Raw genomic sequence first — 13,382 nt, 5'->3', positions numbered from 1 at the left:
CGGGCCGCTCGGTCACGTTCCCGAAATGATCGGTCACGTTGCCGAAATCGCCGGTCACGATCCCGAAACGGCCGGTCACCTTTGTCCGAAATACGCACAAGCGCATCTCCGAAACCCTCGGCACCGCCACCGAGCTGCGCGCGCAGCGCAACTACGCCGGCCACCGGCTCGCGCCGTGGCTGGGGCACCTCATGGTGTCGCGCCAGGAGACGGCCCGCCCGCTGCTCACGCCGGGCGAGGTGATGCAGCTACCGACCGACGAGGCCGTGGTGATGGTATCCAGCGTGGCACCGATCAAGGCCAAGAAGTTGCGCTATTACGCGGACACCAATTTCAAGCGCCGCGTGCTGAAGCCGCCTGTGCTGGCTGCCGGGCGCTATGCCGATGTTCCTCCGGCACGCGCTGACGATTGGAGTGGCCTGGCGATTCCCGCTGTTCCAGCCGCCCCGGCTACCGAAGCCGTCGAGGGCATCGGCAGCGCCGACGACGGCGGCCCACGCCGCCAGCCCGAGCTTTCCGAAACCGTCGCCTACGACCCCGAGTTGGCCACCAGCACTGCCGACCTCGGCCTGCTCGATGACGACGACCTGCCGCTTCCCCTTCCTCGCCAGCTTGATCCGGCCATGCAGCGCACGGCCCGGCTGGCATCCCTCGACCCCAACGACGGAATCGAGCTATGAGCCACTACCGCCTGAATCTCTTTATCCAGCCCGAGCACGCCCAGCGGCTCGATGAACTGGCCGCCAAGAAAGGCGTGTCCAAGTCATCCATCGTCGCAGCGGCGCTCGCATCGTGGCTGTCGCCCGATGCGGCCGACCAGCGCGAGGCGGCCATCGCCAAGCGGCTGGATCGCCTGTCGCGCCAGGCCGAACGCATCGAGCGCGACCAGAACATCGCCATCGAAACGCTGGCGCTATTCATCCGCTATTACCTCACGGTCAGCACGCCGATTCCCGAGGCGCACCAAGACGCGGCCCGCGCCCAGGGCAAGGCGCGCTTCGAGCAGTTCACCGAGCAGCTTGGCCGCCACCTGCTGCGCGGACGCAGCCTGGTGCGTGACGTGGTGGAGGAGTTGCATCCCGACATCACGACCATGGCGGATGCGGCGGTACGGGCCGAAACGCAGGAGCGTGTGTCATGAGCGCCGTTCCCCAATCCATGACCACCGCCGCGCTCGACCGGCGCATCCAGATGCTGCGCACGGCGATGGGGCCGTTGATCGCCGCTGCGCTCGAAGACCCGGACGTGGTGGAAATCATGCTCAACCCGGATCGCACCCTCTGGGTGGATCGCCTGTCCTCGGGGCGCGCGCCGATGGGCGTGGAGATGCCCGAGGCAGATGGCGAGCGAATCATCCGCCTGGTCGCGGCCCACGTCGGTGCAGAAGTCCATCGCGGCCAGCCGCTGCTATCGGCCGAGCTGCCCGAAACCGGCGAACGCTTCGAGGGCATCTTGCCGCCCGCCGCGCCGGGGCCGGCCTTCGCGCTGCGCAAGCGGGCCATCGGCGTGATCCCGCTGGAGCGGTACGTCGTGGACGGAATGATGACCACCGCCCAGGCGGGCTTTCTGGTGCGCGCTGTGCGCGAGCGCCAGAACGTCCTGATCGCCGGGGCCACCAGTAGCGGCAAGACCACGCTCGCCAATGCCTTGCTCGCCGAAATCGCCGCCACCGGCGACCGCGTGCTGGTGCTCGAAGACACGGTGGAACTGCAATGCGCGGCCCGCGACCACGTACCGCTGCGCACGCGCGCTGGCGTGGTGTCGATGACCGAGCTGGTGCGCTCGTCCATGCGCCTGCGGCCGGATCGCGTCGTGGTCGGCGAGGTGCGCGGCGCCGAGGCGCTGGATCTCATCAAGGTGTGGGGCACCGGCCACCCCGGCGGCATCGCCACGATCCACGCCGGCTCCGCGCTCGGTGCACTGCTGCGCCTGGAGCAACTGATTCTCGAAGTGGCGGTGAACCCGCCGCGTGCGCTGATCGCCGAGGCGGTCAACGTGGTGATCCACATCGCCGGACGCGGACGCAAGCGCCGCATCGAGAGCATCGCCCGCGTCGTCGGCTTTGACGGCGTGGGCTACCAACTGGCGGACGCGCTGGAAGCGCCGTTTCCCGAGCTGCCGCCACTTCCCGATGCCGCACCCGCTGCGGCGATTTCCCCGTCCCCTGACCAACCTGGAGAACTGCCATGACGCAGATGATCGTTCCTGCTTTCCGTTTTTCTGCAAATCCGGCTTTGCGCCTGCCCACGCTGTCGCGGCTGCACAGCCTGGGCCGCCCTGCAGCGCAAGGGCTGCTGCTGTTCCTGGCCGGCACGGCGCAGGCCGCCGGCTCCTCGATGCCGTGGGAAGGCCCGTTGCAGTCGATCTTGGAGTCGATCCAAGGGCCGGTAGCGCGCATCGTGGCCGTCATCATCATCATCGCCACGGGCCTCGCGCTGGCCTTCGGCGACACATCGGGCGGCTTTCGCAAGCTGATCCAGATCGTGTTCGGCCTGAGCATCGCCTTCGCCGCATCCTCGTTCTTCCTGTCGTTCTTCAGCTTCTCCGGCGGAGCTGTCGTATGAGCGGGCCTGACACCTTCGCGGCCGGGTTCGAGGTGCCGCTGCATCGCTCGCTGACCGAGCCGATCTTGATGGGCGGCGCGCCGCGCACCGTGGCGATCGCCAACGGCACGCTGGCCGCCGCTGTTGGGCTGGGCCTGCAACTGTGGATTCCCGGCGTCGTGCTCTGGATCGTCGGCCATGCGCTGGCGGTCTGGGGTGCGCGCCTTGACCCGCAGTTCATGGCCGTGTTCGCTCGGCATATCAAGCACCGCCCATTGTTGGACGTGTGAGGGGACGCCGCCATGCTGAACCTCGCCGAATACCGCCAGCGGCCCGCGCTGCTGGCCGACTGGCTGCCCTGGGCCGGGCTGGTCGCGCCGGGTGTCGTCTTGAACAAGGATGGCAGTTTCCAGCGCACGGCCCGATTCCGCGGGCCTGACCTCGACAGCGCCACACAAGGCGAACTGATCGCCACTAGCGCACGGCTGAACAACGCGCTGCGCCGGATGGGCTCGGGCTGGGCGCTGTTCATCGAAGCCGAGCGCCGCGCTGCCGCCGGCTATCCGCACTCGGAGTTTCCCGAGCCGCTGTCGTGGCTGGTGGACGAGGAACGCCGGGCAGCGTTCGAGGAATCGGGCAACCATTTCGAGAGCGGCTATCACCTGACGCTGGTGTACCTGCCGTCCGAGGAATCCCACGCCCGCGCGGCGGGCATGTTGTACGAGAACCGTCCCACCGAAGGCGTGGACTGGCGCGAGCGCCTGACCGCCTTCGTGGCGGAAACGGAACGGGTCTTTGACCTGCTCGACGGCGTGATGCCGGAAATCGCTTGGCTGGACGACAGCCAGACGCTGACCTACCTGCACGCGGCTATCTCGACGCGGCGCTACCGTGTGGGCGTACCTGAAGTGCCGTTTCACCTCGATGCGCTGCTGGCCGATGCCCCGCTGGTCGGCGGCCTCGCGCCGATGCTGGGCGACCAGCACCTGCGTATTGCGACAGTGCGGGGCTTCCCGACCTCGACCTGGCCGGGGATTCTGGACGACCTCAACCGCCTGGGATTTGCGTACCGCTGGAGTACGCGCTTTCTGTGCCTCGACAAATCCGAGGCGGAAAAAGAACTCGCCCGCCTGCGCCGCCAGTGGTTCGCCAAGCGCAAGAACGTCATCGCACTGCTGCGCGAAACGATCTTTCAGCAGGAGTCGCCGCTGGTGGATACCGACGCCAGCAACAAGGCCGCCGACGCGGACGTCGCCTTGCAGGAGCTGGGCAGCGATCAAGTGGCCTTCGGCTACCTGACGGCGGCCGTCACCGTCATGGACGAGGACGCCGGCGCAGCCGACGAGAAGCTGCGCATGGTGCAGCGCGTCATCCAGGGACGCGGCTTCGTCACCATCCCCGAAACGCTCAACGCCGTGGATGCGTGGCTGTCGTCCATTCCGGGTAACGCCTATGCCAACGTGCGCCAGCCCATTGTCTCGACGCTGAACTTGGCGCACTTGATGCCCTTGTCTGCGGTATGGGCGGGGCCGGAGAAGAACAACCACCTCGACGGCCCGCCGCTGATCGTCACGCGTACCGATGGCGCGACGCCGTTCCGGCTGGTGACGCACATCGGCGACGTGGGCCACACGCTGGTAGCGGGGCCGACCGGCATGGGCAAGTCGGTCTTGCTCGCCACGCTGGCGATGCAGTTCCGCCGCTATCGCGGCTCGTGCATCTTCGCCTTCGACATGGGGCGTTCGATGCGCGCCACGATCCTCGGGCTGGGAGGCGAGCACTACGACCTGGGCACGGATGGCGAAATCGCCTTCCAGCCACTTGCTCGCATCGACCGCGAGGGCTACCGCACCTGGGCCGCGGAATGGATCGAAGGACGCTTGCTGCACGAGGGCGTGGCGGTCGGCCCGGACGAGAAGGCGGCCATCTGGTCGGCGCTGCAAAGCCTTGCCGGTGCGCCGGTGGAGCAGCGCACAATGACCGGGCTGTCCGTGCTGTTGCAGAGCAATGCGCTGCGCCAGGCGCTCGCGCCGTATGTGCTCGGCGGTGCGCACGGCAAGCTGCTGGACGCCGATCACAACCGGCTGGGCATGGCCGACGTGCAGTGCTTCGAGATGGAGGAGCTGATGCACAGCAAGGCCGCCGTCATGGCCGTGCTGCACTACCTCTTTGCGCGCTTCGACGAACGCTTTGACGGTGCACCCACGCTGCTGATCCTTGATGAGGCATGGCTGTTTCTCGATGACCCGGTGTTTGCCGCACGCATCCGGCAGTGGCTCAAGACGCTGCGCAAGAAAAACGTCAGCGTCATCTTCGCCACGCAGAGTCTGGCCGACATCAAGGATTCGAGCATCGCGCCAGCAATCATCGAGAGCTGCGCCAGCCGCATCTTCCTGCCGAACCCACAGGCGACCGAGCCGCAGATTCGCACGATCTACGAGGGTTTCGGACTGAATTCGCGCCAGATCGAGATCGTCGCCACCGCGCAGCCCAAACGCGACTACTACTACCAATCCCGCCTCGGCAACCGCCTGTTCGACCTTGACCTGGGGCCGGCGACGCTGGCCTTCGCGGGCGCTTCCACGCCGCAAGACCAGCGCGACATGGACGCGGTGCTCGCCGCAGCCGATGCCAGCTCCGCAGCGTCTTCCCCGTTCGCAGCCGCCTGGCTGCGCCATCGCGGCCTCGATTGGGCGGCCGACCTGCTGCCCTCATTCCCCGGCCTCGCGCCGGGCTCCGTCCGTACCGCCAACCACTCACAGGAGAACCAGCCATGAAACTGCATACCCCCAAGCTCGCCGCATTGACCGCAGCCTGCGTGCTCGCCTTCGGCATCGTGCAGCCCGCGCACGCGCTGTTCGGCGTCGGCGACATCGTGCTCGACCCGACCAATCTGGTGCAGAACACGCTCACCGCCGTTCGCACCTTGGAGCAGATCAACAACCAGATCCGCCAGCTCCAGAACGAAGCGCAGATGCTCATCAACCAGGCCCGCAACCTGGCAAGCCTGCCGTCCAGCGTGGTGGGCCAGTTGCGCGCGAACCTGGCGACCACCCAGCGGCTTATCGCGCAGGCCAAGGGCCTGGCCTACGACGTGACGAGCATCGACCGCGAGTTTGCGCGCCTGTATCCCGAGAAGTACGCCGCCACGGTGAGCGGCAATCAGATGTACCTCGATGCACAGGAGCGTTGGAAAAACACGCTCAACGGCTTGCAGACCACCATGCAGATGCAGGCACAGGCATCGCAGAACCTGAGCGACGACGAAAGCTTGCTGGCCGACCTCGTGGGCAAGAGCCAGTCGGCAGAAGGCGCGTTGCAGGCGATGCAGGCCATGAACCAGTTGCTCGCCCTGCAAGCCAAGCAGTCGATCCAGACGCAGCGGCTCCAGATCACACAAGACCGGGCCGCTTCGCTGGAGCTGGCGCGGCAGGCCGCGGCCACGGAGCGCGGGCGCGAGGTGACGCGCCGCTTCCTGGGCGAAGGCACGCCGTACACGCCGCAGCCCGTCAATTTCTACAACCGCTGACGGAGGCTGCCATGCAACACACGCCCGTCGTGTTCGCCTTCGCCGTTCATGCGCTTGTGCTGGCCGGCTGTGGCTGGCCGCAGCAGTTGCCGGTGAATGCACTTGCCGCCGATCCGGCCCGGCTGCGCGCGCAGGGCGGCACGTTTTGCGCGCAGGTGGCCCAGGCCGACCTGGGGCGCTTTCTCTCCGGCCAGGCTGGGCCGGGCGAGTACCAGACGCTGGCCGACCTGCCGCCGATTCCGCCCGGCTTCGATGAACCCGCCGATTGCAGTGCGGCAATCGCTCTGCCTGGGCAGGAGGACTCGCCATGAACGACGTGACGGTCATCGACCGCTTCCTCGACACCTTCTCGCGCTACATCGACTCGGGCTTTGGCCTGTTGCACGGCGAAGTGGCGTTTCTGACCGCCACGCTGATCGTCATCGACATAACGCTCGCCGGGCTGTTCTGGGCGATGAGCCATGCCACCGGCCAGGGCGAGGACGTGATCGCCAAGCTGATCCGCAAGGTGCTGTACGTCGGCGCCTTCGCCTACATCATCGGCAACTTCAACTGGTTGGCCGGCATCGTGTTCCGCTCCTTCGCCGGGCTGGGCCTGACGGCCAGCGGCTCGGCCCTGAGCATGGAAAACTTCCTGCAACCGGGCCGGCTGGCGAAGGTCGGCATCGACGCCGGGGCGCCGATCCTCAAGCAGATCGGCGACATGGCGGGCTTTCCCGAAGTGTTCGTGAACATCACGCCCATCGTCGTGATGTTCCTCGCGTGGCTGATCGTCCTGCTGTGCTTCTTCGTGCTGGCGATCCAGCTTTTCATCACGCTGATCGAGTTCAAGCTGACCACGCTCGCGGGCTTCGTGCTGGTGCCGTTCGCGCTCTGGAACAAGACCGCGTTCCTTGCAGAGAAGGTGCTGGGCAACGTGGTGTCATCAGGCATCAAGGTGCTGGTGCTCGCGGTCATCGTGGGCATCGGCTCCGGGTTGTTCGCCGAGTTTCAGGTGCAGCCGACCGAGTCATCCATCGACCACTCCGTGGTCGTGATGCTGACCTCGCTGACGCTGCTGGCCTTGGGCATCTTCGGGCCGGGCATTGCGACCGGGCTGGTGTCCGGCGGGCCGCAGCTCGGGGCAGGTGCGATGGCGGGCGCCGCGCTGGGTGGGGCTGGCGCTGCTGTTGCCGTGGGCGCTGCGGCCACAGGCGTTGGCGGTGCAGTCGCCGCCGGGGCGCGCATGGCGCCCGCAGCCGCCAAGCTGGCCGGCAGCGGTGCGCGGGCTGCTGCTGGAGCCGCCAGCAGCGCGCGGTCGGCGTTCCAGGCCGGTTCTGCTTCGGCAGGCGGTGGCCTCAAGGGCACTGCCGTCGGCGTGGGCAACGTTGCCAAGACTGGCGCGCAGGCGACCGGGCAGAAGGTGGCCGAAGGCGCACGCTCAATGAAGGAGCGTGTCGCCGCTGCCTTCCGACCCGATGACGCCGGATCGGCGTCGGGTGCCGGTGCCGCGCAGGCGGCAACCGAGCCGCCCCCATCCACTGCGCAACCCGCCTGGGCCAAGCGCCTGCATCGCAGGCAGCAGCTCACCCATGCCGCGACCACCGCCGCCCACACGCTGCGCGGCGGCGATGGCGGTAGCTCCAGCCAGGGCCCAAGCCTTCGCGATTCCGATTCATAAGGAGAACTCCCATGCGATTCAAACGACCGCAGGTGCGCTACGCCGACACACCGCAACCTGCCACTCCGTACCAAGCCGCCGCCCAGGTCTGGGACGAGCGCATCGGCTCGGCCCGCGTGCAGGCGAAGAACTGGCGCTTCATGGCCTTTGGCTGCCTCACCTTGGCCGTGCTGATGGCCGGCGGGCTGGTGTGGCGTTCGGCGCAGTCCATCGTCACGCCCTATGTCATCGAGGTGGACAACGCGGGCCAGGTGCGCGCCGTGGGCGAGGCCGCCGCGCCGTACCGGCCCAGCGATGCGCAGATCGCCTACCACCTGGGCCGCTTCATCGGCCTGGTGCGCTCGCTGTCCATCGACCCCATCGTGGTGCGGCAGAACTGGCTCGACGCCTACGACTACACCACGGACAAGGGCGCCATCGCGCTCAACGAATACGCCCGCACCAATGACCCGTTCGCGCGCATCGGCAAGGAGTCGGTGACGGTGCAGATCACCAGCGTGACCCGCGCCAGCGACACGTCTTTCAACGTGCGCTGGACGGAGACGCGCTTTGTCAACGGCGCGCTGGATCGCACCGAACGCTGGAACGCGGTGATTTCCACGGTGCTGCAAACCCCGCGCACCGAGCAGCGTCTGCGCAAGAACCCCTTGGGCATCTACGTCAACGGGCTGTCTTGGAGCCGCGAACTGGAAGCGAACGAAGGAGCAAAACCATGAATGATTTTTTCCGTAAATCCGCCTTGCCGGTGATGCTTCTGGCTTCGACCGTGCTGTTCTCTGGCTGCGCCACGCAAGGCAAGCCACCGCCGTCCATCTCGCTCGATGAGCCGGTGCAGGCCCAGCCGCTGCCGGAGCCGCCTGCGCCTGTGGAAGTGGTGGCCGTTCCGCAAGTGCTGCCGATGCCGGCGCAGATGAAACCTGTGCCGGATGCCAAGCCCACGCCGGAACCCGCCGATGAAACCGTGCGCGTGTCCCGCGCCAACGCCGAGGCGCGCATTGCGCCTACGCGCGAGGGCTACGTCAATGCGATTCAAGTCTGGCCCTTCACGGACGGCGCGCTGTATCAGGTCTATGCGGCTGTGGGTCGCGTGACGGTGATCGCGCTCCAGCCGGGCGAGGAGCTGGTGACGGTGGCGGCGGGCGATACGGTGCGCTGGATCGTGGGCGACACATCGAGCAGCAGCGGTGATGCGCTGCGCGTGAATGTCATGGTCAAGCCCATCCGCTCGGGCCTCAAGACCAATCTGGTCATCACCACCAGCAGGCGTACCTATCTGCTGGAACTGACCTCGACCGAGAAGACGTGGATGGCGTCGGTGTCCTGGGAATATCCCAAGGACAAGATGCTGGCCTTGCAGCGCCAGGCGCAGGCGGCCAGCGCCGCCGCGCCGGTCGATAGCGGCCTGTCGTTGGAGAAGATCCGATTCCGCTACGCGGTCAGCGGGAGCAATCCGCCGTGGAAGCCGCTGCGCGCCTTCGATGACGGCGAGAAGGTCTATATCCAGTTCCCGCCGGGCATTGCCCAAGGCGAGTTGCCGCCGCTGTTCGTGATCGGCGCGCAGGGCGATGGGCAACTGGTGAACTACCGCTTCCGCTCCCCGTACTACATCGTGGATCGCCTGTTCGGCGCCGCCGAGCTGCGCCTGGGCGGAGACAAGGGTGATGTGGTGCGGATCGAGCGCACTGATGGCGTTTCCGGTGGCACGCGGAGGAACTGACCATGAGCCAGGACGATTCTCCTGATCTTGCACCGCAGGCGGGCAAGGTCGCACCCGAGGCAGTGGCGCTGCGCGCCCAACCGCGCCCGGTCACGCGCCTGAACCGGCGCACCTTGGCCATGCTCACGGGCGGCCTGTCGGTCGCCGTGCTCGGGGCCACGATCTGGTCATTGCAGCCGCACCGGCGCGGCGCGGGCGAGCAGACCGAGCTTTACAACGTGGATCGTGTCTCGAAGTCCGAAGGGTTGGACGGCCTGCCGGCCGACTACTCGAAGCTGCCGCCGAAGGTGCCCGAGTTGGGGCCACCGCTGCCGGGCGATCTCGGCCCGGCCATCGTGAAGTCGCAGCAGCCGGCGACGCCGACGTATGCGCCACCGGGCCACGACCCGGAGGATGCGCGGCGCAAGGAGGCTGATGCGGCGGCGGGTTCGTCGGTGTTCTTCCGCTCGGGCAACCAAGGCAAGGCCACCGCGCCGGTCACGGCGCAAGCCGCTGCGGCTGCGCCCGGCAGTGCCTTGGCGGGCTTCGACCCGCTGGCCGCTGGGCCGGCCTCGACGGCGGCCCAGCCATCCGATCCCATCGCCATGCAGAACCGGCAAGACCAGAAAGAGGCGTTCCTGAAAGGCGGCTCTACGGAAACCCGCAATTCCGGCAATCTGCAAATGCCGTCCTCGCCGTATCAGGTCATGGCGGGAACGGTGATCGCCGGGGCGTTGGTGACGGGCATCAAGTCGGACTTACCGGGCGACGTGATCGCCACGGTGACGGAGCCGGTCTACGACACGGCCACGGGCAAGTTCCTGCTGATCCCCCAAGGGTCGCGCATCCTGGGCAAGTACAACAGCCAGGTGAGCTATGGGCAGAGCCGCGTGCAGGTGGTGTGGAACCGCGTCATCCTGCCGGACACGTCTTCGCTGAAGCTCGACAACCTCGCGGGCACCGACCCGGCCGGCTATTCCGGCCTGGAGGATGGCGTCGATTGGCATTGGGATCGCGTCTTTGCCGGCGCGGCGCTGACGACGCTGCTGGGCGTGGGCGCCGAGCTGGCCGCACCGGAGAACCGGCAGAACGGCAACCGCTTCGTGATCGCCGGGCGCGATAGCGCACAGGACAGCATCAATCAGGTCGGACAGGAGATGACCCGGCGCAACATGAACATCCAGCCGACGCTGACCGAACGGCCGGGCCTACCGGTTCGCATCATCGTCAACCGCGATCTGGTGTTGCGTCCGTACCAGCCGATGTTCTTCCAGCGGGGAGCGATGCAATGAGCACGACCAAGAAACTGCGGCTCGGCCCGCTGCCCAAGACCGAGAATGTGAAGCTGACCTTCGCTTGCCCGGCCAGCCTGAAAGCCGACCTCGACCGCTACGCCGCGTTGCACGCGCAGGCATACGGCGAAGCGGTCGATGCGACGACGTTGATTCCGCACATGCTGGAGGCGTTCATGGCAGCGGATCGGGGATTCAGGAAGGGAGGTAGGGGCAAGGCCGCACCGCCTCAATCGGGCTGACGATGCAGACACACTCACCAGTCACTCACGATGAAAGCGCAGCCTACGGGCTGCGCTTTCATCGATCTGGGAGTCGGTCAGTTGGGCTATTATGGAAACGCAAGTCGGTCTGCTGTTGGAAAACGTGCCCGATGCAACGCGCTCCGGCTTTCTCTCCTGTCGCTCTTATGTGGCACCTAGCCCACGATGCCCGAGTCGCTTCAAGCGGCCCTAAACAGAGCTAACTTTGCGTCCCATATAGAGTTTTAGACCTCGTGCGATTTGCATAAATGGCTTGACACGAGCAGTTTTTTATTGGGCGCGGCAGCCCACGCGTAGGAAGCGCGATCAGATGATGACCGTATTGGGATGTATCGCCGACAGCCACAATCCCTGGCTGGTGTTACTTGCCGTCCTGATCGGTTGCGCGGGGTCCTGGGTGGCCATCCGCCTGTTTCTGCGCGCCGCGCGTACGGCCGGCGTCCAGCGCCTGGGCTGGAACGTGTTGACGGTCGTGGCGGCCGGCTCGGCGATCTGGTGCATGCATTTCGTGGCGATGATCGGCTTCGATCCCGGGGTACCCATCGCGTTCGATCCTACGGTGACCGTGCTGTCGCTGCTGGCCGCCATCGTCGGCGCGGTGCCCGGCTTCGCGCTGGCGAGCAGCCGCCGGTGGCGGTTCGCGCCCGCCCTGGGCGGGGCCGCGGTGGGGCTGGCCATCGTCCTGATGCACTATACCGGCATGATGGCCTATCGGGTCCAGGGCATCGTGTCCTGGCACATGGGCTATCTCGCGGCGTCCATCGCGATCGCCGTCGTATTCTCCGGCCTGGCCCTGCACCTGGTCGTCAGCGATGACCGGCCCGCGTACCGCTATGCCGGCGGCTGCCTGTTGGGACTGGGCATCGCCGGTCTGCATTTCACGGGCATGACGGCTTTCCAGGTGTCCCCCATGTTGGTGGAGGGGGTGTTTTCCCAGCCGCAGGCGCTGCAGGCACTGGCCCTGGCGGTCACCGGCGTGGCGCTGGTCATCGCGGCGGCGGGCGTGGCCAGTTATCTGATCGACGACAGCGTGCGTTCCGAGTCGCAGGAGCAATTGCGCCACATGGCGATGACGGACAGCCTGACGAACCTGCCCAACCGCAGCAGTTTCAACGAGCGCCTGGACAACGAGCTCTATCTTGCCGATCAGATGGGCGGCAAGGTGGCGCTGGTGGGCATCGACCTCAACCGCTTCAAGGAAATCAACGACCTGCACGGCCATGCCGCGGGAGACAGGGTCCTGGTGATCCTTGCCCAGCGCATGAGAAGCCTGCTGCAGGAAGGCGAATTCGTCGCGCGGCTGGGCGGAGACGAGTTCGTCGCCATCCACCGCCTGCGCGAGGGCAGCCTGCTCGACTTCCTGTCGCGGCTGGAAACCTCGCTGTTCGCCCCGATCCAGGTCGACGACTGGGAAGCGGTGCCGGGCGCCAGCCTGGGAGTGGCCATCTATCCGGACGACGCCCGCGACAAGAGCATGCTGATCGGCAACACCGACCTGGCGATGTACCGGGCCAAGTCGGACATGCTGAAGAACGTCTGCTTCTACGAACCGTCGATGGACGAGGCGGTGCGCGCCCGGCGCACCCTGGCCAGCGAGCTGCGCGAGGCGCTCGAGAGCGGCCAGCTCGACATTCACTACCAGGTGCAGACCTCTGTCGAGACGCGCGAGATCCGCGGCTACGAGGCGCTGCTCCGCTGGCAGCATCCCCGGCGCGGCTACGTTCCGCCCGCCGAGTTCATTCCGCTGGCCGAGGAGAACGGCCTCATCCTGCAGCTGGGAGAATGGGTGCTCAGGCATGCATGCGCCCGGGCCGTGTCCTGGGATCCGCCCTACAAGGTCGCGGTCAACCTGTCGCGCGCGCAGTTCGCCCATTCGGACCTGCCGGCGCTCATCCAGGACGTGCTGGCGGACACCGGACTACCGCCGGCGCGGCTGGAGCTCGAGCTGACCGAGTCCACGCTGTTCGCCGACCGCGAACGTTCGCTGCGCATGCTGCGCGAGATCAAGGCCCTGGGCGTGAGTATCGCGCTGGACGATTTCGGCACCGGCTATTCCTCGCTCGAGACGCTGCGCGCCTTCCCGTTCGACAAGATCAAGCTGGACTGCTCGTTCGTCAGCGAGGTGGAGTCCAGCCCGCAGGCGCGGGCCATCGTGCGCGCGGTCCTGGCCCTGGGCAAGAGCCTGGACATTCCCGTGCTGGCCGAAGGCATCGAGACCCAGGGGCAATTGTCGCTGCTGCGCAAGGAAGGCTGCGACGAAGCGCAGGGTTATCTGCTCGGCCGTCCTGCGCCGCTGGGCCAGATCGTCGACAGCGGCCAGATATCCCTGGCCGCCGTGGCTGACAAGCTGGTGCATCCTTAGGAAAGCACGGACCGACCGGACAGCGGACGGCGGCGCC

At 67.0% G+C, this 13,382-nt stretch carries 13 protein-coding genes and 1 pseudogene; all 14 read left to right on the top strand.

Going from position 1 to position 13,382, the window contains the following annotated elements:
• Positions 1–92: 92 nt before the first annotated feature.
• Positions 93–680 (top strand): annotated as a pseudogene (locus ABD104_RS28575) (type IV secretory system conjugative DNA transfer family protein); the annotation flags it as partial.
• Positions 677–1,141 carry a hypothetical protein gene (locus tag ABD104_RS28570; protein ID WP_063598502.1) on the top strand — a complete coding sequence of 155 codons (465 nt, stop codon included), beginning with the start codon at positions 677–679 and terminating at the stop codon, positions 1,139–1,141. The pseudogene ABD104_RS28575 and the gene ABD104_RS28570, both read left to right, overlap by 4 nt.
• The gene (gene trbB / locus ABD104_RS28565) at positions 1,138–2,190 is read left to right on the top strand and encodes a P-type conjugative transfer ATPase TrbB (RefSeq protein ID WP_313233462.1); all 1,053 of its coding nucleotides are present in this window, start codon (positions 1,138–1,140) and stop codon (positions 2,188–2,190) included. Before ABD104_RS28570 ends, trbB begins: the two co-directional genes overlap by 4 nt.
• The gene (locus tag ABD104_RS28560) at positions 2,187–2,564 is read left to right on the top strand and encodes a TrbC/VirB2 family type IV secretion system protein (protein ID WP_313233464.1); all 378 of its coding nucleotides are present in this window, start codon (positions 2,187–2,189) and stop codon (positions 2,562–2,564) included. The genes trbB and ABD104_RS28560 overlap by 4 nt, the downstream gene beginning before the upstream one ends.
• A complete protein-coding gene (locus ABD104_RS28555) occupies positions 2,561–2,833 on the top strand; it encodes a VirB3 family type IV secretion system protein (protein WP_313233466.1) in 273 nt (90 codons plus the stop codon). The genes ABD104_RS28560 and ABD104_RS28555 overlap by 4 nt, the downstream gene beginning before the upstream one ends.
• Before the next feature lie 12 nt (positions 2,834–2,845).
• Positions 2,846–5,320 carry a conjugal transfer protein TrbE gene (trbE, locus tag ABD104_RS28550; RefSeq protein WP_313233467.1) on the top strand — a complete coding sequence of 825 codons (2,475 nt, stop codon included), beginning with the start codon at positions 2,846–2,848 and terminating at the stop codon, positions 5,318–5,320.
• Entirely contained in the window at positions 5,317–6,072 is a 756-nt protein-coding gene (gene trbJ, locus ABD104_RS28545; protein WP_063598507.1) for a P-type conjugative transfer protein TrbJ, read from the top strand. The genes trbE and trbJ overlap by 4 nt, the downstream gene beginning before the upstream one ends.
• 11 nt (positions 6,073–6,083) lie before the next feature.
• Positions 6,084–6,383: a hypothetical protein gene (locus ABD104_RS28540; protein ID WP_027457564.1), complete on the top strand. Its 300-nt coding sequence runs from the start codon at positions 6,084–6,086 to the stop codon at positions 6,381–6,383.
• The gene (gene trbL, locus ABD104_RS28535; protein ID WP_048629390.1) at positions 6,380–7,732 is read left to right on the top strand and encodes a P-type conjugative transfer protein TrbL; all 1,353 of its coding nucleotides are present in this window, start codon (positions 6,380–6,382) and stop codon (positions 7,730–7,732) included. The genes ABD104_RS28540 and trbL overlap by 4 nt, the downstream gene beginning before the upstream one ends.
• Positions 7,733–7,743: 11 nt before the next feature.
• Positions 7,744–8,448: a conjugal transfer protein TrbF gene (gene trbF / locus ABD104_RS28530; protein ID WP_048629391.1), complete on the top strand. Its 705-nt coding sequence runs from the start codon at positions 7,744–7,746 to the stop codon at positions 8,446–8,448.
• Positions 8,445–9,449, top strand: coding sequence for a P-type conjugative transfer protein TrbG (gene trbG, locus ABD104_RS28525; protein ID WP_343928711.1), 1,005 nt, complete (start codon positions 8,445–8,447; stop codon positions 9,447–9,449). Before trbF ends, trbG begins: the two co-directional genes overlap by 4 nt.
• A 2-nt stretch (positions 9,450–9,451) precedes the next feature.
• Positions 9,452–10,720 carry a TraB/TrbI/VirB10 family type IV secretion system protein gene (locus ABD104_RS28520; protein WP_343928710.1) on the top strand — a complete coding sequence of 423 codons (1,269 nt, stop codon included), beginning with the start codon at positions 9,452–9,454 and terminating at the stop codon, positions 10,718–10,720.
• Complete coding sequence (locus ABD104_RS28515) at positions 10,717–10,962, top strand: DUF2274 domain-containing protein (protein ID WP_048629394.1); 246 nt, start codon at positions 10,717–10,719, stop codon at positions 10,960–10,962. The genes ABD104_RS28520 and ABD104_RS28515 overlap by 4 nt, the downstream gene beginning before the upstream one ends.
• Positions 10,963–11,293: 331 nt before the next feature.
• A complete protein-coding gene (locus ABD104_RS28510; protein ID WP_343928709.1) occupies positions 11,294–13,345 on the top strand; it encodes a putative bifunctional diguanylate cyclase/phosphodiesterase in 2,052 nt (683 codons plus the stop codon).
• The last annotated feature ends 37 nt before the right edge of the window (positions 13,346–13,382 follow it).

Source organism: Pigmentiphaga daeguensis, assembly GCF_039523035.1.
Lineage (GTDB): Bacteria > Pseudomonadota > Gammaproteobacteria > Burkholderiales > Burkholderiaceae_B > Pigmentiphaga > Pigmentiphaga daeguensis.
The sequence above is the reverse complement of the archived record's forward strand: the minus strand, read 5'-3'. Positions and strand labels throughout refer to the sequence as shown.